The following is a 25,230-nucleotide window of genomic DNA, read 5'->3' as shown; positions in this document are numbered from 1 at the left end:
TGGTTAGTGTTTTGTTTTCTCAAAGATACCCAAACCGGGAAAAAAGAGTTGTTTTTTACCTCATTTCTTTGTTGCCTAATAGTCACTGTTATAGTCGATCTTGAAATTCCTGCATTTTGCTCCATATGTCCCAATATGCCTGAAAGGCTTCGTCTTTCTCACTCTCGGTGTTTTTAATTAATATTCTACCTATTTTCTTATCTGGATCAAAAAACATTAAAGTAAAAACACCTGGATCTTGTCCGCTGTGACCGTAAACCTTGTGTGATGTTAACTTCTCGATGAAGATTCCCAGATTATCTTCATCGCCTTTTTCCACTTGTTCTTTCGTTAGTTGTGACCTGTAAAACTCTTTGTAGCTAGGAACTGTCAAAAGTTTTCCATCTCCATCAAAGCCCTTAATAATTTCAGCCAACAATAATGCTAGATCATTAGTAGAAGTTATTAAATGACCATCAGGATAAGTTAAACCAATGTAATGCGGTATTTCAATCTTATCGTGATACAGTTTGGTAAAATTTAATCTCTCTATTTCATTGAATAACCAACCTGACGCATCCATTCCTAATGGTTCAAAAATATGCTGTTTGGAAAATTCATTGAAAGGTGTGTTTGAGGCCGATTCGATAATTAAAGCACATAAAGCGGCGCCTATATTGCTGTACTGATTGACCGAGTTTGGTTTCCTATTCGCAAAAATATCTGTGCTGTACCATTCCCCATTTTCAGACAACAGCTTTTCTAAAAATTCTGATAAGGGTAGCCACTCTTCTTTTGGATTAAAATTATCAGGAACAGCCATGAACTCTTTTTCATCACTTGATAGACTATCAATCATAACATAGCACTTACTCCAGTAAAAATCGGTATCATTAATCGAGGATGTGTGGGAAACAAGTTGACGGATGGTTATAGGAATTTCGGGATAATTTGGATTTGAAACAGTGAACGGCAAATGTTGATTTACTGGGTCATCAAGATTCAAAAGTTCCATTTCTTGCGCTTTTAATAAAGCCAAGCCAACTACTACTTTAGAAATGGACGCAACGTTTTGAATTGTATGTTGTGTGTATGGTTTTTTAGTTTCTACATCTGCATGACCAAAACCTTTGTTGTACAGCGTCCCGCTTTTATCTACAATTGCTGCCGAAAAGCCGTTGATATAACCTTTGTTATAAATTTTGTTCAACTCACTGGTAAGTGAATCTGTTACTTGTTCTTTTGTTTCTGTAACGCTGATTGTTGAGGCGTTTTGTCCCTGACAAGAAATGATAAGTAATGCTAGGATTACTATAAAAATTTGTTTCATTTTTTAGTCTTTATTTATATCAAAGAGTTATTGATGATTCTTTTGTTACAGTAGAGCAAAGCTTACTGCTATCTGTACATCTAGATCAACAGTTTACACAGCAAGGTATGCCTTTAATAATTATAATATTCTTAATTGTATGTATGCAGTACGCTTTCGCGAAAGCGGAATATCAACCTAAATCCCTAATTTCAATAAGTATCCAGGAATACATGTTTATGTCATTTACATAGAAGTTTGAAATTGCAGCGAACTGTTTTACAGAACGGAAATGATAAGTAATATTACACTGATACAAAGGATAAAACAAAGAATAGTAAGGAACCTGATTCTTCTATTTTCCTTTATCATTTTATTCTTAATATCAGATTTGATTAAAGTTAATTCGGCATTAGAGATATTGGGTGATTGTTTTTTGTACTTACCTGTATGCTTACCACGACCACCAATTCGATTTTTTAATCTGGCTTTGGACTTTTTTGAAGAAAGTAACTTTTTGTTGTTTTTTAATTTTCTATTTAAATCTAGTAAGTGTCCAAGTCCTAATGCCATTTTTTCTAATGCTTTAATAGGCTATTTACTAGGTAAATATAATTTCATGCCCTTAATTTCTACCTCATCAAGATGTCCCATTTGAAGCTCATCCTGCGTTATTAAATGCATGTGTACAAAGGAATCGTGATGTGTAAAAATTCCTTTGTGCTCGGTAGAGTAGAAGCCTACAATCTCAACAGCCTCATCATATAATTTATAATTTACTTGACCTTGGTGTGCTTCCTGCGGTGATGAAACTACAGCACCATCAGGTAGGTTTTGAATATGAATGTGAGCGCTAGCAACATGACCAGCGAGCTTAAAGGCAAGTGGTTTTTTTATGTCCTGGACTTGATTACTGATGAATGTTTCTAATTGTTTAATGTTCTTTACACTAGCAGGAACATCGACTTGTTTCCATTCTTTTACATGGGTATAAACAAAAAAGGGCGCACCGACTTTATAAGTTTTGGTCACTTCCATAGCGGAATCTGTCACCACGGTAGACACGTAACTACTACCATCGTTGATGAGTAATTCACCTTGTAGATAACTCACAGGACCAATCCCATAAAGTCCTTTTTTATCGGAAATGCTATCTAATTGTATGTTACTGTCCAGTTCACCTTTCCACATGACATTTCTCATGGCACTCACCACTTCAACGTCGGCATAGGTTTTTTCTTTCTCAGTGGTTTTTTTCTTTTCGGCAGAATGACAACCTAAAAGTAGGCTGGCTAGCACAGCAATTGCAGTATATGGTAATTTCATAGGATTTGTGATGGTCATACTTTTAGTAAAACTAAGATACAGCAATCCTATCAAACTGTTTTTCTGCCTGCAAGGACTACATAATATTAAGGATTATTGGTTTTTACGCTTTCGCGAAAGCGTAATTACAACTACTATAAAACCCTAAAAAATCAGATCGCTACTCCTATACAATGAAGAATGAAAGTAAAGCAAAAAGGCTGTCCGCTTAGGACAGCCTTTAAGTGGACTAAACATGATTAGACAATTACCAAGCGCCTATAAAGTGACTACCAGGTACATTGATAAGTTGTGCACCCTTAGTTACTTGACCGCTTTCTGTATTGATAACATAGATGTTTCCATCTTTACCTACAGGTGCTTGGGTGAGGTAAATATCATTACCGTCAACAGCAAAACCTTGATACTGGAACAAGTAGAAATCAGGCTCATAAGGAATTTGATCAATTTTTGTAGCCGTTTTAGCATTCAAATCAACAAGGGCAAAGTATCCTTGAGCACCAGCTACACCATCTTGTGAACCATCATGACGATAAGCAACTACTGCTTTACCATTTGCCGCTGGTCTCCATGCCAAAATATAAGAACCAGTTACTCCTAATGCTTGATCCAGACTAAAAACATACGAATCATCGTACTGATTGTTAGGGCCAATTTTAAGAATGTGTGAACCGTTAGGATCGCCTTGATTTGCCTGATAAACACTACCGTTGTATTCAAAGGCGTTAATGCTGCGGTAACCATTTGTATTACCTGTTCCTACACTTGAAGTAATCACTTGTGGATTGCTTAAACTAGGGTAATCTAGAACGATAGTTTTGGAACCTAAAATTTCATAACCGCTATCACTATCTAAAGTTTGCGGATCTATTTTACTTAAACGTCCACCTATATACAGTTTGTCGCCTGCAGCATTTAAAGTAGGCATGTCCACACGTGAGAAATAATATCCATTTGCTTCTTCTTGTGATGATAACGGCACACTTATCTCTTGAAAGTTTAGAATTCTAGAATCTTGTAGGTCTAGTGTAACGATACCTACGGTAGCTTCTGTTCTTAAATAAGTATCATCTGTAGCATCATTAGGCGTACCATTGTCATCTACTTCATGCTCTGTAGAAACATATACGGCACAACCAGTTTGATCACCATCGAACAACTTTATCCATCTAGGAGCTGTTCCTACATAAGGTGCGATACTTATTTCTGTTCCTGTTTGTACAAAATCCTGACCACCATTAACGGTATATTTAGTGTAATTACCGCCAGTGTCACCGGCATAGCTTATATTGAAGATAGTGCTTCCATCTTCTGAAGCTTGTAAACGAGCTGTACGGTTTGATGGAACTATAAACCCATTATCAAAAGGTTCAATAGAAATGCTAGGGTCTTGAGCCTCTTCTTTACTCAGTGAGTAAATTAAGGTTCCTCCATTACCATCACCAGGATTTGTTCCCATGCGTGCTGCGGCAACAGTAATCCACCTATCTGCATTGTTAGTAGGTTCATTAGGTGATTCATCGTCGTCGCTACAACCTACTACTAGAGTAAGAGCAGCAATGGCGATACTTATAGATCTAAATTTTAGAAATCTTTTTTTCATAGTTATTGTGATTAAAATTTGTTGATGAAATAGTTGAGTTTTAAATAAAATGCTCGACCAGGCTTTTGAACAGACCGGTTATCAAAAGCATCGGCATTGAACATGTTTTTTATATCAAAGCTTAGGACTACATCCTGTTTAGGAAAAGCATAACTGAAGCCAAAATCGTGTACAAATTGGGTAGGGATTAAGAAGGCATCTAGACCGCTTACATTCCTACCTTGTGCTAGTTGGTATGAAAATTCATCGGTGAAGTAATGGTTGTAAAACAAATCAAGTCTAGCCTTTTTCTGTAAGAAATTTTTAATGGAATACCTAACGGCCGTATTCATAGTAAATAAAGGTGTATTAGGAATATCAACAGTTTGACCACGGCGGTTTTGAGTTTTTAATCTAAGTTTTGAGACATTAAAATTGATGCCCAAATTATTATCGTAATTGTACTGTACTTGGGCTTCAAAGCCTCTAGAGTTTGTTTCTTCATTGAAATTGTCAAACTGTACCAGTTCATCATTTTCACCTAGCTCTTCGGCATTTGCCGGTAAGCCTATCAAGTCTTTAATACGTCGAGAAAAGAGGTTAGTAGAAAGACTGATCTCATGCTTTTTATACGTATACTTTCCTAATCGAAACCCTAGATTTACATTTTCACTAATTTCTGGCTGTACAGTTAGGTTAGGGATAATATTGTCACCAGCATCACCAAAAACTTCATTCTCGCTAGGTAAACGTATTGCTCTTTCTGCCGAAAGTAAAACCATAAAGTCGTCCCTTATGGCGTACGAAGTGGCAAATCCGTAACCGTTGTAATTTTTATTGCTGGTGAATACCTCATCAACAATTTGAGTGCGGTCATCATTAAATTCTGGTTTGATGTTTTCTACCTTCTGGCGGTAATGTTTACCAAAGGCGTTTAGCTTCCATCTGTCTTCAAAAAGATCCAGTTCATAACTCAGCGAGTAAATGTTTTTATACAAATTGCTGGATTGTGCCAAAGAATTCTCTAACGTACTTAACCATCTATCCTCATCCACGCGATCCAGACCACTGTAAACATGATTTACAAGAATCCTATTATCTTGATTAAAAGCATAAGACAATCCAGATCTTATGGAAGCCACTTTCCTATTAATATGTAGTAGGGTAGGACCACCTTCTTGTTGTGAGCCCCATGTATATTCAAATTCGTTTCCTTGAAAATCAATAGCTCTATCGCCAGTCCAGCTATAAGCCTGTGCTACAGTATCGTTAACCACACGATTGCGCTGGCCTATAAGACCATTTACATTTACATCAAGACCTTTTACAAATAGATCCTTCTTCTGGTAAGTCAGATTGGCAAGCAGCGCATCAGACTCTAGGAATCTTCCTTTGTAAGGGATTTTGGTAACAAAAGCACCATGTTGTACTTCTTTGTAATCATCTGATCCAGTAAGGCCTACAAAAAATTGATCGGCCCAGGAAACATTGGTGTAACCTACTTGAAGGATACCACCTACTGATCTATAAGCATCGTGAAATCTGCGTGCTGTAATACGTGTTTCTTGACCACCTAATCCTATGTCCACAATAGTAGGACCACTTATTTTATAATCATTGTCAGTATAGTTGTAAAAACCAGAAGCTTTGACTGTAAAACCAGATTTGTCCAGCCTATATAAGCCATTTACATTAGATTGAAAGGTGTTGAAAGATCCATAGGAAACCGACGCGTTTAAATTGCTTTTTGTTCCTTTTTTTAGAATAACGTTAATCACGCCACCTAGAGCATCATCTGCCAGATGACCAGGCACTACACCTTTATACACTTCAATATCTTCAATAAGTGCTGGCGGAATGCTATTTAAATTAAAGGAAGAACCGTACATCGATATAGGAATTCCATCAATAAAAATACTAACCGAACTTCCTGACAACCCATTCAAACTGTACTGGACCTGTGAACCCAATCCACCATTTTGTCTCAGTTTAACACCAACCGCATTATTTAATAACTCATTGGTTTGAATGTTTCTAGTCCCGGCTTCTTCGGTATTTATAAGTGTTACCGAAAAACCTTGAGTTTCCTTGCGGCGTTTGTCCGTTTCAGTTTTTACTAGCACTTCCTGCAATTCTTGTAAATCGGTAAATTCAAGAATAGGGTATAGGCTCGTTGAAGGTTGATCGATAGTGATTGTTTGCGTGAAGGATTTTGCATTTAATGAGGTAATTTCAAGAAGATAAGTACCGTAAGGAAGGTTCTTGATTTTAAAATCACCTTTAACACCAGCAGTAGCCTCTTTTTTAAGGTTTGTGTTCTTTACAATAATAGATGCTGCAAGTGCTGGTTGATTAGTATCAAAAAAAACATATCCCTGAAGGGTACCTTGTTGTGAATAAGATTTTATTCCACAAAGTAGTACCATGCTTATTACCCAAAAATGTTTCAATGGTTCAATTTTGGGTGCAAACTTATTCTCTATTTAGATTCAATCCAAATAAAAATAAGATATATATTGTTTTATTTTAAGACTAGAATGAGAATCTATTATTGAACAGTTGTTAGTGTGCTAATTATAGAATTTGTGAGTTTACCATTCACTTTTTTACAGCACGGATATAATGTAAAGGTGGATACTAGTTACGCTTTCGCGAAAGCGCAATCAATATAGAGTAAGTATGTACCTATCATTTTAGGTACTTGCTTAACGACGAAATAGTTTTATTCGAGGAAGGAACTAACTGACAAAGAATATTTTGGCAATAGTGAATTTAGGATTGCCTGATGATAGGAGCTTCAAAAATTAGTTCACTAAAAAAGGGCTAAAAAGAGTTGGTTTTTCCCCTTATTTCTTAGATGATAAACGTTATTTTTTTCTTGTCATTTTCAGTTCTGTCTGATTGTCTTCTGGGTCAACAAATTTTATCGTGAAACTCTCGTAGTCAAATTGGATAATCTCAAAACATCCGCAACATTCACATTTGGTATCTGGAGTCGGATATGTTTCTGTTCTTTCTGACAAGAAATCGTGAACTACAATTTGTGATGATGATTCCGTATATGCTTTGTAAACTACGATTTCATTTTCCTTGTCAAGGTAGAATGGATAGTTTCCGAGCCAATGGTCTTCACCTGTTATTTTGTTGATTACTCGGAGTTGTTCAGGGTTTCCTGATCCGTCTCCACGATGCTTGATAAGTAGATAATTTTCAAAGTCAGCACCTAATTCTGTATACCCGCGAAAATTGTCCTTGTATCTTAAGTCTAGTTCAATTTGGGCCCCATTTTTTAAGGTCAATATCATACCTTTAAACAACTTGTCGCTGATGTAGAAAACTTTAGCAGAATTAGTCAACTGTTTGGTCGAATCGATATGATTTTGAAAATTATCAATAAGTGAATCGGCCTTTTTACTGTCGGTTTCGTTGATTTGTCCATATGAGACAGTAGAAAAGAGAGTTAATAATATGTACAGTACTTTTTTCATTTTAATTTTTGCTACCAATTACAGTTTACGGCTAATAAGCACAGAATGTTTCGCCTTCTATAATGTATGGTACTATTTAGTTTGGTTAGTATCTTGCTTCTCAAATATACCCATGTCGTGAGAAAAAGAGATGTTTTTTATCTCAGTTCATTTTAGGTTTTGTTTTTTGTGTAGCCGTTACTCTTGAGTTTCATTTTTAATACTTTAATAGTTTTTAAAATTTCGGATCTATTTTTTGCATCCTTTATCCACTTAGGTAGTTGGCTTATGACACTTCTATTAATATTTGGCTTTCGTTCTCTTAATTCTGCACGAACATAATCTTCTAAAAATTTTAAGTGATTAAGGTTCTGAGCCCACAATACATTTTTACAACAGGAAGCTTGGAGATAGTCTTTTAATTCAATTGACGAAATTGGGAACGATTGATATAGCATTGTTTGATTCTTAAGTTCCTTATTAAATCCACAATGAATACAAACAATTCTTGGAGGAATGTAGTCTATGGGTTTCTTACAACTTGGACATTCTATCGTACGGAATTTTCCGAATTCAGTTAACAATTTTCCGTTATCATTAAATCGCTTATCCATTTGAAGATGAATTACCTAGAACTATTTCATTTAGCCTAGTTAATCGGTTGGTTTAGTGTTTAAACTATAAAAATAATATATAATAACAGGTTGAAAAATCGTGAGTATCTTCAGAATTAGGCAAGAACAAGCAATCACTAATTGCCCTTGTTTTTAAAAGTATTTATTTTACGTTTTTATTTATTTCAAACATTTTTTTATAAATAGCTTTCAGGTTTATTGTTCCTTGCAAACCATAATCTTGAATTTCCTTGATTTCTCCGTTTTCGTAAGTGACTTTTAATATTCGATAGGGATTAAAGATAATAATTTTCGAGTAGCACTGAAGTTAGCAATTCCAAGTAGATTGGTAGTTAAAAGTACATTTGGTAATTCCGATTATATAGATTTGTAGGTTGTTTTAATTTCATTCTTAAACTTCCATTCTAAATATGTCCTGATACCGAAGAAGAAAGGAAAACGTGCTTTAAATCTGCCTGGATAAATGATATTATAAGAAATTCCATTACTTCGAGGTACTACTTCAAAACGTAAAAGAGAGATCAATTTTTTGTCTTTCTTCCAATCTCGTATTAAATATCCGTTTTCTCCACCAGTGTAGGACCATTCAAGTTTGTCCAAACTATTTTTCAGAATTTCAATATTTTTTCTTTTAGAAAATTGATTTTTAAGAGTTTTAAAATTTCTTTCTGTAAGAAGTTTATAGAGAAATAATAATGTTAGAAAAGAATACAACGTAAGAATAACTAGAGCTAAAATTGGTAATTCAGAGATTTTATGATTTTTAAAAAGTATATTAATTAAAAATGATACTGGAGCAACAGATATCAATAAAAACCCCATAATACTTGAGAACCAATAATCGTTATTTACTTTTATTTTCTTCAAATGGATTAGTTATTAATTATCTACAAAAGCCTTTGAGAATGGCAAGTTCAAACAAAATGCGCGGCCTACCATAAAGTAAAGAAGTCGTTGGTGTGGATAGTTCTTTGTTTCTCAAATATACCCAAACCATGGGAAATGAGTTGGTTTTTTATCTCAGTTCTTTGTGGTTTGAAAGTGTTCATTTTTCTAATAAAAGAACTTTTTAATCTTACTTATAAACATTTGGATCGTGTTTCTCCATGTAAAATTCTGGATTTGGAATTTCTGTAAATCCGAATTTCTTGTATAACCACTCAGCCGTATTGGTAAGTAGAATCCAGCGTCTTAACCCTTGTAGGTTGGGATGATTCATAATTTCTTCCATGAGCCACTTGCTCAAACCCTTACCGCGATATTCATTTAAAACATAGACGTCACCTAGGTAAGCAATAGTAGAGAAGTCTGAAATTACCCTTGCAAAACCAATTTGTTGACCTTGATCATACACACCAAAACACAAAGAATTTTCAATCGACTTCTTTACAGTGTCAATAGGAATACCATGTGCCCAATCGGTTTCTTTAGAAAGAAATTCGTGAATACTAATCAGGTCCAATTTGCTTTTATCTGTCGAAATAGTAAAATTATCTTTCTGAGCCTCTCTATGTGTCATGATTGGTTTTAATTAAGTAGGTCGCATAAGGTTTCAACCACAAATTTAAAGCAATAAGAAATGATTTGAGCAATTAGATAATCATTATAATCCTTGCAAAACCTAAAACAAATACACTACTGATAAAGAACATATCTAGGCGGTTTTAAACCATTTAAACGCAAGTGGACAAGCATTTGACCTCGATGATGAGTAATATGATCGGTAAGTAATAATAAAATTTGCCTTTTAGTTCTATTGGCACCAAAATAATCCAGTCGCTCGCTTAATTTATTCGTATCAAAACTCTGGATAAACGCTATTGTCTGATTAAAGGTTTCTTTGATTTTGGCAATCATCTCCGCTTTACTTTTTTTATCCACTTTTAGTTCTGTATCGGTGTTCCAATCTCTAGCAGGTCTTCCACCCATTAAGGATTGACTGTGCCAATCCATGGCCCAACCTATATGCATTAAGTTTTCAGCAAAACTGAGAGATTCTTCAGTAGGGCGATAGGAATATTGCTCTTCGGGCATGGTTTCTGCCACCAGAATCAAATATTCTTTAGATCGTTCCAGCCGTTCAATATATTCATTTATAAAGTCATCTTCTTGCGCTATGGCAGGTTGCACAGTAAAAAGCAAAGTAAATACTAGAGTGAAATAAAAAAAGTACGAGGTATTTTTCATGGAACTAAGTTATTTTTTTCAGAAGAACATTTAGGTTTTTCAATTACTGTTCAAATAGGTTTTCTAGGTGGAGCGATTCTGTTTCAATAAAATAAATACTCCATTCACCGTATTCATAATTACCTAAATTTTCCGCACGGCTAAAAAAGAAATACTTGCCGTCTCTAGAAAATCGAGGACTGCTTTCCTCATCCTTTGTGTTGATAAGGCTTCCTATAGGTTTGGCCTTGCTCCATCCATCAACTGTTTTTTTTGAAATGAATATATCTTCACCACCGGTTCCTCCTGGAGCATCGTAAGAGTTAAAGACAAGATACTCACCATTTGGAGAAAGTACAGCAGAATAAATCCAGGTTTTATCATCATCAAAAAAGCCATTAATCACTTCGGGTTGTGAAAATGTTTCTCCATCATAGGTAGTTGTATACAGTTTTACACTTTGTGTACCGCGCATCATCGTGGTGTAATAGTACCTGTAATTGTCGTTGGTAAAAAAGAAATTATTGTTGGATGACGGCCATTCTTCCTCTTTAATTTGAACTTCATTGATAGGTTCTGGTAAAGGTTTTGGATCGCTCCATCCATCTTTAGTTTTTTCCATCATCCAGATATTCATATCAAAATTACCTTGATTGGGTTTATCAGGAATCGGTCGTTCAGATCCAAAGAAAAAATACTTACCATCAGGAGTAATAAAGGCGGTTTCGTCACGATCTGTCGAGAATTCGGCTAGGGTAGGAGTTGAACAGGATTCATTCAGAAATCGAGTGACAAAGATCTTTTGTTTTTCTCCTGGAGCTCTTCTAGAAAAGTAGGCTGTACGCCCATCTGGAGTAAAGGTGATATCAAACTCGCTATTGTCACTAGTTGAAATTACTCCTTCGGCAAAAGGAGTAGGCGTGGTGATAGGTTGCGAGGCATAGGCTATTTGGGATGTTTTTTCCTTACTGTCACAGCCTATCAAACCGAGGACTATAGCAACTGCTAGGGTTACAATAAAATACTTCAAACTCTTTTAATTTTTTGATTGATTGACAGCATGCACGACTAACCAGTCGTTAAGCATGAGTCATAATCTTTTAAAGATAGATAAAAAAGAGTTTAATTAAGGTAATTAGTTGTTGTAAAAGATGTTACAGTTCATTTACTTCATTTAATGTGTACAATTGGAACTCTACATCCATACTTTTTAGGTATTCTTCAAGGCTTTGGTCAAATCCAACTTCTTTTCTCCTCAAGTTAACCGAATCTGCATTTTTAACAGGCCACAAGAAATAGATCCATGCACCTTGTTTATTGGCTTTTCCTTTGATTTGAGTTCCATAAATCTGTTCTTGACCTTGCTCCATCAGGTTCCTATCTTCCATCATCGCAAGGGATGTTTGAGCGATGTCACTAGCCGCTGCAGCCTTTCTAATCAATGGTAAATAGGTGCCTATTTGTTTGGAATGTTGTATGACGTAAAAAGCCGCTTTGTTTGCAGGTTCTCCTACTAGGGATTTACCAGGATAACCATATTCTGCAATGATTTTTTCGATTTTAGCTAGATTAATACTGTCAATTTGTTGCATGAGTTCAAATCGTTTAATTCCTTCAATATCCGATTCATTGATCTGCATTTGTACTAGTAATTCTGCTTTTCTTTCATCACTTACATTTCCATTTACAAGTTCCCTTATTCCTTGATCTTTGATTAAAATGGTTTCCAATTCATTTTTCAAATCCATATTCATTTCCACGTGATCGGAGTGATCCTTTACATCTTGTTTTTTACAACTTATAAAGCTTATCATTAACACGATAATTACCATTTTATGAATATTCATTTTCATATTGTTATAAGGTTACAAGTAGGTTTAAGCATTTAATTGTGGTTAAAGATACCATGTTTTAAGTAACAGGAATGGGACAACCTGTACCTATAGATGCTTGCTCATTAAACGTATGACACTAATTATACACTAGGATGGTTGTGTTTACGCTTTCGCGAAAGCGTAATCCATAAAAGTCTTTTTTGATCAAGAATGGCCTATTAAAAACTTGTTTAAATACCTCTGTTTTTAATGATTCACTTTGTACTTACCAGCCTCGATTTGAAATGTTTTCATTAATCTGGTCCATGTATTGATTTGAGCAATCGCTAAAGTTAAAGTGATGATCTCATCATTGATGAAAAAACTACTTAAATCATTGTATTGAGCATTTGAAATAGGTCTACCATTAAGTGTAGTGAGTACTTCTGTAAAACGCAATACCGCTCTTTCCTTATCGGTAAAAAAGTTTGTTTCTTCCCAAACCACGAGCGTGGACAAACGTAAATCGGTTTCTCCCAGGCTCTTCAATTCTTTGTAATGCATATCAACACAGTAGGCACATCCATTAATTTGTGCTACCCTTAGGCGCATTAATTCTAATAATGTTATCTCTAGGTTTGAGTTATTGATATAGTTTTCTAAACCTATTAGTTTTTCCAATACGTTATTAGGGATTTCTTTAAATGATATTCGTTCCATGTTTTATTTGTTTTATCAGGAACAAATGTATTTTTCAGAAACACGAATTAAGTTAAGATATCTTAATAAACAAGTTTTGCTCTTATCGTGCTTAAATGTTGAGGTGTGATTTCTAAATAGGAAGCGATCATGTATTGTGGTACGCGCTGTGCGAAGTCAGGTAGAGCTGAAATGAATTTTTCATACCTGCTTTTACTGTCTAATTTAAGATAGAACTCGCTGCGCCTTTGAATGGCGATAAGCCAATTTTCGGTTATTTTTCTGAATGCTCGTTCAAGACTGGGAATTTCCTCAAAAACATGTTCTAGATCAGATTTTCTTATTTGTAATACAGTAGTATTTTCCAATGCTTGTATGTAACTCTCAGATGGTGTTTCACTTTTATAACTATGCCAATTGGTAACCCACCAATTCTCCATAGCAAATTGAGTTATTTTTTCATTTCCGTTACTGTCAATGTAAAAGGTTCGGGTTAAACCGTTTAAAATAAAGTACTGATATCTACAAGTATTGCCTGCTTCTAGAAGGTATTCAGATTTTTTTGTTTTACGAATTTCCATTAATCTGAACATAATGTCAACTTCTTCCTGAGCTATATAGGCATATCTATTTAAATACTTGGATAATTGTTCTTTTTCGGTCAGCATCATTATTTATTAATAGCTTAATTGGGTTATGTATAAATAGGTTACAGTAAGATTTTTAATCTAGTTACTTCTTGGTGTATTCCTGTACTAAATTACCCAAATCATCAAGAATCTAGCTTTGTTTTTTGTTAAGTATACCTAGTGCTTATTTATAAAACCTGATAATACTTAAATACTTTATTCTTTAAATGAACTTTTGAATGTGCTGTCCACGGAATAAATGCAACCAGAATTATCCAGTCACAGCAATTGAGGATTTTCATCAAATGGTAAAAACGGAATTTTTAGAAGTTAAATTTTGTAAAATACTTGCATCTGTTAATGTGTCTTTTTCCAAATAAAGAAATACTTTACAAGCTCCACAAGTGTTACATAAATCCCTAAAACTCATTAATTCTACCTGACTAAAATCAGTAATACTAGTATGCATGGGTTGAAAAACGACAGTTGCAATTTTGGTAAGTCTATTATTGGTCGTTACTTGGGCAATACTCTTTTTTAATTCAGTACATGCATGATCAAAATTAGCAACTAACAGCCTATCATTTGAGTATTTTAATTGTGGATAAGAAGTATTGGATTTTAAAGTTCGAATATTTCTAATTTCAATCTTATCCAAGTATAATTTGACATAAAGAATGTCCTTAGGAAAAAACATAATGAGTTGGTAGTATTTGTGGTTAAGACGTAATTTATAATTTGAAGGAAAATTTAATAGGGTAGAACATAATAGTGCTCATTTAACTCTAAAAGAATGGTTTATAGTCTGCATTACTCATATTTTGACAAACTTCTGGCTATACACCAAGCACCTAAGTATTCTTCATTTTTCTTATAAAGATATCTTTGATACAGTTGATCTCTTTCTTAAATTTTAAATCTTCTCTAGTAGCGAAATATAAGGTATTTGAAACAGCCTTTTTACCACGCCAGACAAGTTTTACTTTATTACCTTCAATCGATGATTTGACCAAAAAATCGGGAACAATGGCAAATCCGTTGTTATTTTCAATACATCTTATGATAGAACCAATATTCGGTAAAATATAATTAGGTTTAAAATCTACTCGCTTCTTAAAACTCTCGTACCAAAAGCGTCTGAAATGCTCCATTTCATTAGAAGCACTGTACCATACTCTTGTTTTTAATTCGGATTCTAAAAGATCGAAATTCTGTTCCTCGATTAATGCTGTAATCTGTTTGACATCTGTATCGCTACCAGCAACCATAACAATATGTTCTTGTGCAAACGCCTCGTACTGTGTAAGCGTGTACTTATCATGTTTACGAGGTGTGATAACTAGGTCAAGCAAACCTTTATTCAAATCTTTCATTAGGTCTTGATGTTCTCCAAATTTTGCCACTAGATTAAAGGGTAAAGTAGGCACTTCATTTTCAAGAATGGATTGGAACGTTTCTGTACACATACCTATATTAATAGAAGGAATAACATCTTTTGAAGTTCTTTTAAAGTGCTGTTCGGCGCGTTCTAATTTTTTAATAGGTTCAATGATATTGCTGTACAAGAGCTTGCCGTCTTCAGTAGGAATCATTTTCCTAGATGTACGTTCAAATAGTTTTTTACCAATGTAGGATTCCAGCGCATTTAAATGAACACTTACTCCTGGTTGTGAGGTATATAAATATTCGGCTGCCTTAGTCAAGGTATGTTTTTCATAAATCGCTATGAATGTCCTATACCATTCTAAATTCATCATGTATTAAAATATTTATACAAATGTATAATTTATATTATTTTTATAATACATGTACGGCCTGTAATTTTGTCTAAAATTTGAATTTAGAAACAATGAAAAATATCTTTATTATCAATGGTGGTCATGCTTTCGCACATTCTCCTGGCCGATTCAATAGAACCTTATTAGAAACTACTGTTTCCCATTTACAGTCTACTGGTAATTATACAATCAAAACCACTCAAGTAGGCGATAGTTATGAGTTACAAGAAGAAGTGGAGAAATTCGTTTGGGCCGATGTTATCATTTATCACACGCCTATTTGGTGGTTTCAACTACCTTTTGGTTTTAAGGAATACCTGGATAAAGTTTTTACAGCCGGACATCAAAAAGGAATCTATAAAAGTGATGGTAGGAGCAGGAGCAATCCTGCAATAAACTATGGTACAGGTGGTAGTTTGCATGGTAAAAAGTACCTACTGACCACCAGTTGGAATGCACCGCAAGAGGCCTTTACTCTTAAAAATGAATTTTTCAATCAGACCAGCGTCGATGATGGACCTTTGTTCGGTTTTCACAAAATGAATCAATTTATCGGTCTTAGTTTACTAGGCACTACTCATTTTCATGATATTGAAAAAAATGCCGATGTTGAAAAAGAGCTAACCAAATACCAGCATTTTTTGGACCAACATTTTAACTAGATAAAGTCTGAGTATTACCAAAAAGGGTCTTGAATTAGTACGCTTTCGCGAAAGCGTACTCAACAACCCAACAATTTTTAACTCCATGATTATCTAGATTGTTTTGCGGGATCCTGTCATTCCTGCAGATATACCTTATTGATGGGTTGTGCAGCGTTGGTTATCAAAATTAATAGAAGTGCTTTTTCAATCTTAAAAAGGGTTTTTCAAATACACGATAGGAGATGATACTCACAAGTATTGTGAGCAGTAGTGCGCTAGCCGATAGTAATAGCCAATGCGAGAATTGTAATACGGGAATAAATTTCAACAGCAACAAGATGATAATGGTATGGTATAAATACAAACCATAGGTGTATAACCCCAACTTTGTCAACCAGGAATTGTTACTTATCCTTAGCGGATTGCTTCCCAAGGTGAAGAGTATACAAACTGAGAAAAGTATTCCCCATAATAAAGGAAAAAGATAATCTATTTGTTCCCATTCTAGGTTAGGTATAGTGAATACTACGCCTAGTGTTATTAATGCAAAAAGGTATTTGACAGCCTTAGGAATTTTATTGAGTTGCTCAATCGTGTGTTTTTTATACATGAACAAGTACGCTGGTATAGCACCAAAGGCAAAATAGTCCAGATGTGTAAATAAATCTATGGGAGCAATGTCGTAATACGCATAAATAAACCGCACCATATATGCGAGCAATATGCAACAAAGCGATAGAGGAAGAATGCGTTTAACGGGCAGCAAATAGAATAAAATGCCCCAAAGAATATAAAAATGTTCCTCTATACAAATGGACCACATTACTCGTAAAGGAGCACCATCGGGAAATTGATCGGTGATCATCATCATGTAATTTTCTGCAAATAGTAAGGATACCCATAGCCTAGGTTCATAGCCTTGATTTTCAAAAGGAATATGGAATAGCCTGAGCAAATAAGGCGATAAGTAAGCAAATGCTACAAGCAAATAAAATAACGGCCAGATCCTAAGAATTCTGCGTGCAAAAAACTTTTTAAGGGATATACGACCACGGTTTTCCTTTTCATAAAGTAGGATGTATGTAATGAGAAAACCACTCAATACAAAGAAGAAAATAACACCTATAGAACCGCTCTTTAAGAAAAAATCGACATAGGGAATGTTGGTTTTGGGTAAATGCAATAGAAACACCAGTAAAAAGGCAAAAAAACGCATGGCGTCAAAGGTGTGAAAATGCGTTCTACTCATTCCTTGTGGTGGTTGTATCTCGTGTTGGGTTTTAAGTTTCTAAAAGTACAATTTCAATAACTATTTGATCGATTATTCCATAACGAATAGCAACTATACCTTATAATCAGTTTATTTATGGAATGTTTTATTCAATCAATAGCTGCCTAATTGTGTAACGTACAGGTAACCGTTAACCCAACGCAGAAGTTGCTAGGCAGGTCGTGCACTCCAAAAATTGCCCGACTGTGTTGTCCTTTCTCTTCCAAAATTTTTAAAAACAAATCAGAGGCTCCATTAACTACCTGCGGTGATTCATCCCAATCGGGCGCAGCTTGATAATACGCATCTATGTGGTTAATCCCTAGTAGGTTATCAAAACCTATTTTTTCCTTTATTTGCGCTAGTACATTTAACGCGCACAATTCCATGGCTTGGTATCCTTGCTGTGTTGTCACTTCTTTTCCAGTTTTCCTTGAAATTTATAGATTCCGTTTAAAATGGGAAATTGAATCGCTATATAGGCAATACGACCTCTTACATTAACCGAAACATAACTACCACCTGGAGTGGAAGCTTCTGGTAAGTTGTAGCCTAATTTTTTTAAATTTTTCAGTTCGTTCATGATGGCTGTGTGTGCAGGTTCAACGTGTTTGTTGTTATAGAGTAGTGGTGTGGTGTTTACGCTTTCGCGAAAGCGGAATAACCTTCCTACTATTAGGTACGATTAATCATAGTCAAGAGCTAAAAACTGCGGTAACTATTGCATGCAGAAAGCCTTTATGACTGCTTGCTACTGCTTTTGAATATAAAAATAGCGCCGATAATAATTAGAAGATAACCTACCAGCAACAAGGTCAAAAGGTAGGATTTATTGCGTTGCATTACTACGTAATCGGCAATTCCTGCTTTCCAGAAGATCCATTCATCTGCCATGCGCGATGCGATATCATAATTACCCGTTTCCAGAATAATGATGCCGTCTTTGGATTTAAGGTCAATTCTAGCCGCCGTATTGATGGCGTTATTACCGCTACCATCGTGCCCAATTATTTGAGAGTCTTTGTCATTTTGACTATAAAGATGAGGTCCCAAACCATAAATACCAGTGGTGCCTATAAAGGTTTCGGCAGTGGCCATTTCATTAATAGTTGAGCTTGAAAGCACGGGATTTTCAGACACATTTGCGTTTAAAAATTTAGCTAGATCGTGAGTAGTAGTGTACAATCCGGCAGCAGCTAGTGCGGTGAACCTGTTCATAGGTCGTACCTCACCATTTTCTTTATAGACTTGAGCTAGTTGTTTATTGGTCGCGTCCTGATATTGAAAGGTAGAATGGTACATTTCTAACGGGTCAAGAACCTCATTTTTCATATACTGGGTAAAGGGTTGACCGCTTACTTCTTCAATAAGTAATTGTAGGATGGTATAACCAGCGCCAGAATATAAGTACTGGCTTCCAGGTTCAACTCCTACCATTGCCACACCATCAGAGTAATCTGTGTCTGCAGCTTTATTTAGGGATTCTTCAATTGTTTGTATGCTGTCAGTAGCCGCAAAACCATTGTAACCTAAATCGTCAATCAATCCTGAGGAATGTGATAACAAGCGTCTTACTGTTACTTTATTGTTGTCAAAATCACTGTCGGGTAATTGCCATCGAGTTAGGTACCTATCAACCGGTGTGTCTAGATCTATGTTACCTTGTTGTACCAGTTTTAAAACTCCAAACGAGGTGATCCATTTACTTATAGAGGCAACAGGAAAAACGGTATTTTGATCTACGTTACCTTGTTGGGCATAGAAATATTCTTGTGAAACCTCACCGTTTTCTATAAGAGTCATGGCAAAATTGCCCACGAACTCTTGATCAACCACATCCTGGGTAGCGTTTATAAAACTATCAGAAGTATTTTTTGAGGTGATAGGGCGCAATAGAAAGCCGTCAATAAATCCAAAGCCTACAAATGCTGTCCAAATTACAAGCGCGAGTAAAACGAGCGCAATTCTTTTTATTTTTTTCATTGGTTAGTGTTGCTTGTATGGTTTAAAGCTAGTAAAAAAATGGCGTGTAGTTTGAATTTTTATTGATGTTGCAATTATAATTAGCTAAAAACCGCCCAAAGAAACATCATTACAGATTCAAAGGTGGATACTTCCTTTTCAGGCAGGTAGTAATTTATTTACTTTTTAAAGATATCCATTTTCCATCACAATTCATTTCCCAGTCTTCAGCTTCTTTATCAAGATCTATATACCAATAATTTAAACCCTTCTGAAATCCATTTCCCATTAAAGAAGAATCAATAATGATGTTTAATATGGAGAAAAGGAGAAGCAACACGACAACTGTTTTATAAATTGAGTAAAAAATAAATTTTAATCTAGATTTTTGAATTAGTCTGAGAGCTAATCTATTAATCCATGTGATTAAAATACTCCAAATGATAATATTCACGATTAATCCAGAAACACTGTAGAAAAATTCCATCGAACTTCCTAAAGATGTCTTTTTAAAAATAAAGGGACTTCCAAAATAAGTAGGAAAAACTTCTTTTCCTTGACAGGAATACTCAATACCAAAAATTAATGACAATACTATTCCAGTCGCAATAAAAACTATAATTATATATTTAATCAACTTTATCACTATTGATTGGTTGAGGTTGCTGGTATACAAAGAATCTTGAAAAAACTCTGTTGTTCTATTCTACATCTGGTTTTTTATTATTTAGCCTCCAAATTTTGTTTATTTCATTAGTATCAAGACTATTAATGAATTCTATCAATTTTTCTTTTTGGTCGTTGTCAAAGAAAATTAGATAAAGAATAAGAGAATTAACATTGATTTGCTGGTAATGGTTAATTTTAATATTGGTTTTTTCGATTAAACAGTCATCTAGGTAATCAAACAATTCTGTGTCTTCAATCAATAATGTAAGCTCTTCAGCACTTGATTTAAAAAGCTTTACATGTTTAGCATCAAAAATTAGCTTACCCATTAGAGGTAAATCGGTAAGGTTTTCATTTTTCATTTAAATATCAGGATTTTTCACTTGATTTAGCGAGCGCACAACAAACTTAATATCCGCAAGGATTTTTGTAATCAAGCTTTTCCAAGCAATGGATTATATAAGTTGTTACCACAGGTTTGTATTCTCTATTTCGTAATGATAAGGGTTTTCAGAGTCCATTTCTCCGTTGTGATAAATTAAAAATTCAGCACGTCTTTTATTAAATTTAATCGTTTCAATTCTGTTTATTCCTCTTAAGCATTGGTTAGTATCATAAATCAATTCCTTTTCAAAAACCAGAAGTCTCGATTTAGTTAGTTGAATTATTTCTCCACAAGCCAAAAAACCTTCTTGGCTAATTTTTATATTCAGTTCGTCATTTACTTTATATGTTCCCAAATTTTGACTAAAAAATTGGAAGTAGAAACCAACTAAAATCAATGGAAATAAGATTACAATTGATATTATTTTATTCCTTGTATTCTTTTTCGTTGCAAAATAAGTAAAACTTGATATCAAAAAAGCCAGACTGATTATTGTGTCCGTATAAAGTCCTTTGAGTCTAATTCCAACAAGCGATAATAAAATCAAAATCAGGAATATTATGGTCGCAAAAAGCACGATTCGAGCAATAATTTTTTCGATTTTGGGGTATTCTTTCCTAATAAGCTCTGGAATTAAATTTAATCCAAGAAGAATTCCGCAAAATATTAAGATGAATATCATTTTTTTTCAAATGTGTGGTAACGGCTTCGTATAACCGTCAGTTACGGTTATACAGTGTTGTAAAACGTTTTTTATATTCCATTAAATATTGAATTCAGTTCTATTTCACGTTTTTCAACTCCGTTCATTTTGTCAATTTTCTGTCCGAATATTTTATTCCAAAATCCTCGATTTGTAAAATCATAGGAAAATGAAAAGTTGAATTTAGGATTTACTCCATGTATATAAAGTATGGATTTTAAAATTCTGTCGTTCTTCACAAACTGAATCTCTTTTCCTTTTAATCCGTTTTTGAGTATAGAGAGTACTCCGTCTACATTCTGTTTATTAAAATCCAGAGCTGGGTCTCCATAACTATTTTTATCGTCAAAATCATAATAATAAAATACTCGTCTTCAACATATTTATTATAACCTGGAACTGTCGGATTGAAAATATGAAGATAAATCAGTTTGTTTTCTTGTAAAAAATATCCAACTCGGATTTCAGTGAGAGAATTTTTGTCAGTCAATTTATAAGTTTCAATTTCCACTTCTCCTTTGAATTCAATAACTGGTTTTTCAAATTGTCCGCTGTTAATTAGAACTCGGGTAATAAACTCTTTCCAATCTTTAAACTCTCGCATTTTCTTGATTTGGTCAAATGTGTTACAACGGTCTAGTGTATGATTTCGTTGTGTTTAAACAATAAATTTAGCAAATAAATCACAGATAGAAAGTCAGCAAGGACTTTCGTAAAAAGGCGAGTACTAGCAATGAATTATACGGTATTGTAGCCAGTTTTTTCTTTTTTATTCTTTCCCCAAGCCAAAACTTTTACTCCTTTCGAATAATGAATTTTGCTTGGTCGTCCATTTATTAATTTTTAAAATCTTGGATAATTCAATTCCAATTTTTGTATATCAATTTCATTAATTTGCCATTCCAAATGATGGATTTCAAATTCGTTTATCGAATCGTCTGTGTCTTGGAAAAGAGCATATCTTTCAGTTAACCATTTGTCCTGTTCCGTTTTCTCGGTCAGTTCCTTACCAATTTTAAATTCAATATTTAAATTGTCTTTAAATTCAGAATTTTGTGATTGATATTTTTTGTCAGTCCGCTTAATCTTTGAAAATCTATACGGAAGTTCCGAAATACTTTTTGCGACTTTACAAGATAATTTTTTCCCGCCTTCAATGCTCAAGAAGTAAACACCTGTTTTATTATTTGACTTTACATAAGTCCGAATATTTATTTCTTTTCAAGTAAAAAAATATTTGTAAGTAAAAACTGAAATTAATAATGATGCTATCAAATTTATATAACTCCAAATATTTCGGTTTGTAGCTCGAATTATTAAAAGAAGGATAAAAATTAATACAAAAATTAGGCTCAAAATTCCCAATCCTAATATTAATAGTCCGATAACTCCTTTTCCAATACCAGATTGTCCATCTCCCATTGGGTCAACTTGAATACTTTCATATTCTGGAATCAAAAATGCAATGCATAAAATCAGAATTGAAAGAATAACTGATGTAATTATATTGAAAGTTTTCATTGTTTGATTCAGCTTGCAGGCAACACGCACAGGTTATGGCGAGTTCACGCAGAAAGCGTTCTAAAGTGTACGGTAGCTGTTGGTTTGGTTAGTTATTCGTTTTCTCAAAGATACTTAATTAAAAAATATATAGTAGGTGTAAGGATTGAGAAAACAGGCATATTGATTAATGAAATCAGAATTATGTTAGGGTTCGAATTATGCCAGAAACTTACTATAAAAGCACTTGGTTTTAGCTTAGTTCATTGTTAGGTTGCGTTTTTTATTTTTTCTTTTGTTGTCCATGTCAGTTTACCACATTCAGTCACAATTATGTCTGAGTAGTTGTCTGCGAGCGATTCTGAAAATTCTCTTTTAAATTCAGTCCATTTCTCGTCAACTTGTTCACACGCTGTCTTGGCGATATAAATTGTTTTGTCGGTAAAAATCCAAATTGATGGAGTGATCTTTATCCCTTTTTCAATCTGTCTTTTGATTTTCGCACAGTCATTTGGGAAGCAGTTCAAGAGTGAATCGGTCGCTTGATTTCGTTTTTCTTTTGTCTCAAAGTCAAACTGCCACATTTGAATTCGAGTGTAAACGGTTTTGTCATAACTGTTTTTGTTCGAATGCGACTTTTTAGCTTTAATTGCTATTTCAAATATCTGGTCGTGTAGTTGTTGATTTTCAAGTGAGTTTACAAAATAGCCCGTCTTAAAAGTCTTGATAATTTCAAATTCTGTCTGATAATTCGCGAAGTTCAGAATCGTCTTTTCTTGTCCGTCTTGAAATGCAGTCAGAAGGCTAAAAGTCAATATTGTGATTAGTATTCTCATTATCGTTTTCAAATGCACTCTAACACTCACAGGTTATGGCGAGTTCACGCAGAAAGCTAAGCCATCTTAAGTTTACGGTAGCTGTTGGTTTGGTTAGTTATTCGTTTTCTCAAAGATATTGAATGCCATATTAATAAAGTAGGAGTGAAGACTAAGAAAATGAGCCTATTGAATAGTGATACTAGGATTGTGTTAGAATCCAAATTATGCTAGAAACTAATCAAAATAACGCTTGGTTTTAGCTTAGTTCATTATAGTGATGCGTTTTTATTTACGCATATCTTTATTAGTCATTTCAGGATTATAATATTTTCCGTCTTTATTGAAGCTCCAGACATTTGAAATTTCGCGCAACTTTGGTAATTCAGTTTTATCTGCTTTAACCTTTTGTTTTATTATTCTACGAAATTTTCTGTTCGCATCTTGCTTATTTTCTTTTTCAGATTTAGCAGATGTAATTCCGTGTATTTTCGTTTTCTTTATTGACCTACTCATTTTCAATCAGTTTATACAATTCAGAATGCATTTATAAAGTTTATTTAATTTCTTTCCATTCGCCTTTTCGAAAATACATATTATGAAATTTGGGTGAATTAAATACCATATAAAAACCCCAAGATTCACGATATATTGTTGGATTACTATTCAATACGTGATGAGTTGGTAAGTCCATTCTTATCTTCAGTCTTGCAGATTGGTATGGTGCTACCGTTGATATTGTGCCTTTGTAGCTTTCTTTTATTAATTTTCCGTTTGTGATGTAAAAGTAAATCGAATCATTTTCTTTTATTTCAAATCGGAAGTTATTGTATTGCCAATCAGCTTGTTTTCCAGAAAAATAATCTCGGTCAATTATATATTCGCCATAAAAATCTGATTTTTCCAATATTTTTTTCTGATTTAATGTTCCAATAATCCAGAGTAATAAGATTGAACTAAAACCAATTGCATAAAGAGTTAGAATTAATTTTCCGCTAGATTCTGTTTTTCTTTTTAAACCATAAATAAAAACACCAATTATTATGGGTGAAATTAGAAGTAGGAAAAGTAGTTGTAAGCCTAAAAACATTTAGTGATCTCGTTTTTTTCAAATGACTAAAATGGTCTAGTATAAACTGTAGTTTTAATGCAGTTTAAACCTTTTTAGCTACTGGTTTTATTTATTAAATCTTGTCAGTGAATTCCAATAAACTCCCATTTGTCCTCTTTGTTCCATTGTAATTCTGTCTATTTCATTGGGCAATTCAGTTTTCGATTTACTTTTCAATCTGTTTTGAAAGTTTTTGAAATCAGTAAACCTTTCAAATACGTAATCCCAATCCGAGTAGTAATCCAACATCCAATCAAGTTCGAAATCAGTATTATTTATTTTAAGTCTTCTATCTAGAACCTTGATTATTCTTTCTTCAGATTCCTCATCAAGTTCTGCAATTCCGGTTAAATAAGTTGGCTCGGCTATTGAATACCATGTAAGAAACAATCCTCTCTTCAGTGCTTCTAAATCACTTTTTGCTAATCTTGAATATTCCTGATGGATTTCTCGATACTTTTTAGTTATTCCGAAATAGACAGCTTTGTCAGACTTTTCTTCAATAGTTCCCCCAAGCTCTTTCATACTCGAATAAAGGTTCCGTTCTTTTATGGCAAGTTCATCTATGTTCATTCTGCTTGACTTGTAGCTAACACGCATAGGTTATGGCGAGTTCACGCAGAAAGCGTTGTATTCTATAGTGTACGGTAGCTGTTGGTTTGATTAGTACTTTGTTTTCTCAAATATACCTAAATAGAAGAAAATAATAGGAGCGCGGACTGAGAAAATGAGCCTATTTAATGGTAAAATCAGGATTGTGTTAGGATTCGAATTATGCTAGAAATTA

The 25,230-nt window shown here is 34.1% G+C and carries 32 protein-coding genes; 2 read left to right on the top strand and 30 right to left on the bottom strand.

Features of this window, described 5'->3' with window-relative positions; translation table 11 throughout:
• Positions 1-88 precede the first annotated feature (88 nt).
• Positions 89-1,309, bottom strand: coding sequence for a serine hydrolase domain-containing protein (locus BST91_RS05805; protein WP_085774808.1), 1,221 nt, complete (start codon positions 1,307-1,309; stop codon positions 89-91).
• A 107-nt stretch (positions 1,310-1,416) separates the two neighbouring features.
• On the opposite strand from BST91_RS05805, the gene BST91_RS13385 reads away from it, so the two are divergent.
• The gene (locus tag BST91_RS13385) at positions 1,417-1,542 is read left to right on the top strand and encodes a hypothetical protein (protein ID WP_262497009.1); all 126 of its coding nucleotides are present in this window, start codon (positions 1,417-1,419) and stop codon (positions 1,540-1,542) included.
• Between the two features lie 25 nt (positions 1,543-1,567).
• Here the strand turns inward: BST91_RS13385 and BST91_RS05800 are convergent, their stop codons facing one another.
• The 15 genes from BST91_RS05800 to BST91_RS05730 form a co-directional block, all read right to left on the bottom strand.
• Positions 1,568-1,861 carry a hypothetical protein gene (locus tag BST91_RS05800; protein WP_085774807.1) on the bottom strand — a complete coding sequence of 98 codons (294 nt, stop codon included), beginning with the start codon at positions 1,859-1,861 and terminating at the stop codon, positions 1,568-1,570.
• 21 nt (positions 1,862-1,882) lie between these two features.
• Positions 1,883-2,614 (bottom strand): acetolactate decarboxylase, encoded by a 732-nt coding sequence (locus BST91_RS05795; RefSeq protein WP_085775686.1) that lies wholly within the window; start codon positions 2,612-2,614, stop codon positions 1,883-1,885.
• 247 nt (positions 2,615-2,861) lie between these two features.
• Positions 2,862-4,217, bottom strand: a complete 1,356-nt coding sequence (locus BST91_RS05790; RefSeq protein ID WP_085774806.1) for a hypothetical protein — start codon at positions 4,215-4,217, stop codon at positions 2,862-2,864.
• Positions 4,218-4,228: 11 nt separating this feature from the next.
• Positions 4,229-6,646, bottom strand: a complete 2,418-nt coding sequence (locus tag BST91_RS05785; protein ID WP_244895701.1) for a TonB-dependent receptor — start codon at positions 6,644-6,646, stop codon at positions 4,229-4,231.
• Positions 6,647-7,063: 417 nt separating this feature from the next.
• The gene (locus BST91_RS05780; RefSeq protein ID WP_244895700.1) at positions 7,064-7,501 is read right to left on the bottom strand and encodes a hypothetical protein; all 438 of its coding nucleotides are present in this window, start codon (positions 7,499-7,501) and stop codon (positions 7,064-7,066) included.
• A 335-nt stretch (positions 7,502-7,836) separates the two neighbouring features.
• Complete coding sequence (locus BST91_RS05775; protein ID WP_085774804.1) at positions 7,837-8,277, bottom strand: PhlB family protein; 441 nt, start codon at positions 8,275-8,277, stop codon at positions 7,837-7,839.
• 378 nt (positions 8,278-8,655) lie between these two features.
• Entirely contained in the window at positions 8,656-9,165 is a 510-nt protein-coding gene (locus tag BST91_RS05770; protein WP_085774803.1) for a hypothetical protein, read from the bottom strand.
• A 208-nt stretch (positions 9,166-9,373) separates the two neighbouring features.
• Positions 9,374-9,817, bottom strand: coding sequence for a GNAT family N-acetyltransferase (locus BST91_RS05765; RefSeq protein WP_085774802.1), 444 nt, complete (start codon positions 9,815-9,817; stop codon positions 9,374-9,376).
• 116 nt (positions 9,818-9,933) lie between these two features.
• A complete protein-coding gene (locus BST91_RS05760; RefSeq protein ID WP_085774801.1) occupies positions 9,934-10,485 on the bottom strand; it encodes a DinB family protein in 552 nt (183 codons plus the stop codon).
• Positions 10,486-10,528: 43 nt separating this feature from the next.
• On the bottom strand, positions 10,529-11,494 hold the full coding sequence (locus BST91_RS05755; protein ID WP_085774800.1) for a TolB-like translocation protein: 966 nt from the start codon (positions 11,492-11,494) through the stop codon (positions 10,529-10,531).
• A gap of 124 nt (positions 11,495-11,618) precedes the next feature.
• Positions 11,619-12,311 (bottom strand): DUF6624 domain-containing protein, encoded by a 693-nt coding sequence (locus BST91_RS05750; protein WP_244895699.1) that lies wholly within the window; start codon positions 12,309-12,311, stop codon positions 11,619-11,621.
• Between the two features lie 234 nt (positions 12,312-12,545).
• Complete coding sequence (locus BST91_RS05745) at positions 12,546-12,998, bottom strand: carboxymuconolactone decarboxylase family protein (RefSeq protein WP_085774799.1); 453 nt, start codon at positions 12,996-12,998, stop codon at positions 12,546-12,548.
• Between the two features lie 62 nt (positions 12,999-13,060).
• The gene (locus tag BST91_RS05740) at positions 13,061-13,648 is read right to left on the bottom strand and encodes a Crp/Fnr family transcriptional regulator (protein ID WP_085774798.1); all 588 of its coding nucleotides are present in this window, start codon (positions 13,646-13,648) and stop codon (positions 13,061-13,063) included.
• A 259-nt stretch (positions 13,649-13,907) separates the two neighbouring features.
• Positions 13,908-14,303: a hypothetical protein gene (locus BST91_RS05735; protein ID WP_085774797.1), complete on the bottom strand. Its 396-nt coding sequence runs from the start codon at positions 14,301-14,303 to the stop codon at positions 13,908-13,910.
• A gap of 154 nt (positions 14,304-14,457) precedes the next feature.
• Complete coding sequence (locus BST91_RS05730) at positions 14,458-15,363, bottom strand: LysR family transcriptional regulator (protein WP_085774796.1); 906 nt, start codon at positions 15,361-15,363, stop codon at positions 14,458-14,460.
• 92 nt (positions 15,364-15,455) lie between these two features.
• On the opposite strand from BST91_RS05730, the gene BST91_RS05725 reads away from it, so the two are divergent.
• Positions 15,456-16,046, top strand: coding sequence for an NAD(P)H-dependent oxidoreductase (locus BST91_RS05725; protein ID WP_085774795.1), 591 nt, complete (start codon positions 15,456-15,458; stop codon positions 16,044-16,046).
• A 169-nt stretch (positions 16,047-16,215) separates the two neighbouring features.
• Here BST91_RS05725 and BST91_RS05720 read toward each other — a convergent pair whose 3' ends face one another.
• The 14 genes from BST91_RS05720 to BST91_RS05660 all read right to left on the bottom strand — a co-directional run bounded on the left by BST91_RS05720 (position 16,216) and on the right by BST91_RS05660 (position 25,016).
• The gene (locus BST91_RS05720) at positions 16,216-17,277 is read right to left on the bottom strand and encodes an acyltransferase family protein (RefSeq protein ID WP_085774794.1); all 1,062 of its coding nucleotides are present in this window, start codon (positions 17,275-17,277) and stop codon (positions 16,216-16,218) included.
• 146 nt (positions 17,278-17,423) lie between these two features.
• Positions 17,424-17,714 (bottom strand): RidA family protein, encoded by a 291-nt coding sequence (locus BST91_RS13280; protein WP_244895698.1) that lies wholly within the window; start codon positions 17,712-17,714, stop codon positions 17,424-17,426.
• The gene (locus tag BST91_RS13275) at positions 17,711-17,881 is read right to left on the bottom strand and encodes a RidA family protein (protein ID WP_244895697.1); all 171 of its coding nucleotides are present in this window, start codon (positions 17,879-17,881) and stop codon (positions 17,711-17,713) included. The genes BST91_RS13280 and BST91_RS13275 overlap by 4 nt, the downstream gene beginning before the upstream one ends.
• 155 nt (positions 17,882-18,036) lie before the next feature.
• A complete protein-coding gene (locus BST91_RS05710) occupies positions 18,037-19,281 on the bottom strand; it encodes a serine hydrolase domain-containing protein (protein WP_085774793.1) in 1,245 nt (414 codons plus the stop codon).
• Between the two features lie 154 nt (positions 19,282-19,435).
• Positions 19,436-19,897 carry a hypothetical protein gene (locus tag BST91_RS05705; RefSeq protein WP_157546905.1) on the bottom strand — a complete coding sequence of 154 codons (462 nt, stop codon included), beginning with the start codon at positions 19,895-19,897 and terminating at the stop codon, positions 19,436-19,438.
• A 64-nt stretch (positions 19,898-19,961) separates the two neighbouring features.
• Positions 19,962-20,291: a hypothetical protein gene (locus BST91_RS05700; RefSeq protein ID WP_085774791.1), complete on the bottom strand. Its 330-nt coding sequence runs from the start codon at positions 20,289-20,291 to the stop codon at positions 19,962-19,964.
• 105 nt (positions 20,292-20,396) lie between these two features.
• Positions 20,397-20,996 carry a hypothetical protein gene (locus BST91_RS05695; RefSeq protein ID WP_085774790.1) on the bottom strand — a complete coding sequence of 200 codons (600 nt, stop codon included), beginning with the start codon at positions 20,994-20,996 and terminating at the stop codon, positions 20,397-20,399.
• Between the two features lie 71 nt (positions 20,997-21,067).
• Positions 21,068-21,256: a hypothetical protein gene (locus tag BST91_RS13070; RefSeq protein WP_157546904.1), complete on the bottom strand. Its 189-nt coding sequence runs from the start codon at positions 21,254-21,256 to the stop codon at positions 21,068-21,070.
• A gap of 53 nt (positions 21,257-21,309) precedes the next feature.
• Positions 21,310-21,621, bottom strand: a complete 312-nt coding sequence (locus tag BST91_RS05690) for a hypothetical protein (protein WP_085774789.1) — start codon at positions 21,619-21,621, stop codon at positions 21,310-21,312.
• 239 nt (positions 21,622-21,860) lie between these two features.
• Complete coding sequence (locus tag BST91_RS05685; RefSeq protein ID WP_244895696.1) at positions 21,861-22,181, bottom strand: DUF2071 domain-containing protein; 321 nt, start codon at positions 22,179-22,181, stop codon at positions 21,861-21,863.
• A gap of 605 nt (positions 22,182-22,786) precedes the next feature.
• Positions 22,787-23,353 carry a hypothetical protein gene (locus BST91_RS05675; RefSeq protein WP_085774787.1) on the bottom strand — a complete coding sequence of 189 codons (567 nt, stop codon included), beginning with the start codon at positions 23,351-23,353 and terminating at the stop codon, positions 22,787-22,789.
• A gap of 267 nt (positions 23,354-23,620) precedes the next feature.
• Positions 23,621-23,848, bottom strand: a complete 228-nt coding sequence (locus tag BST91_RS05670) for a hypothetical protein (RefSeq protein ID WP_085774786.1) — start codon at positions 23,846-23,848, stop codon at positions 23,621-23,623.
• 40 nt (positions 23,849-23,888) lie between these two features.
• Entirely contained in the window at positions 23,889-24,422 is a 534-nt protein-coding gene (locus BST91_RS05665; RefSeq protein ID WP_042279137.1) for a hypothetical protein, read from the bottom strand.
• 87 nt (positions 24,423-24,509) lie between these two features.
• Positions 24,510-25,016 carry a hypothetical protein gene (locus BST91_RS05660; protein ID WP_157546903.1) on the bottom strand — a complete coding sequence of 169 codons (507 nt, stop codon included), beginning with the start codon at positions 25,014-25,016 and terminating at the stop codon, positions 24,510-24,512.
• Positions 25,017-25,230: the final 214 nt, after the last annotated feature.

The sequence above is a fragment of the Nonlabens tegetincola genome (assembly GCF_002117085.1).
Lineage (GTDB): Bacteria > Bacteroidota > Bacteroidia > Flavobacteriales > Flavobacteriaceae > Nonlabens > Nonlabens tegetincola.
This window is presented reverse-complemented; position numbering and strand designations above follow the sequence as displayed.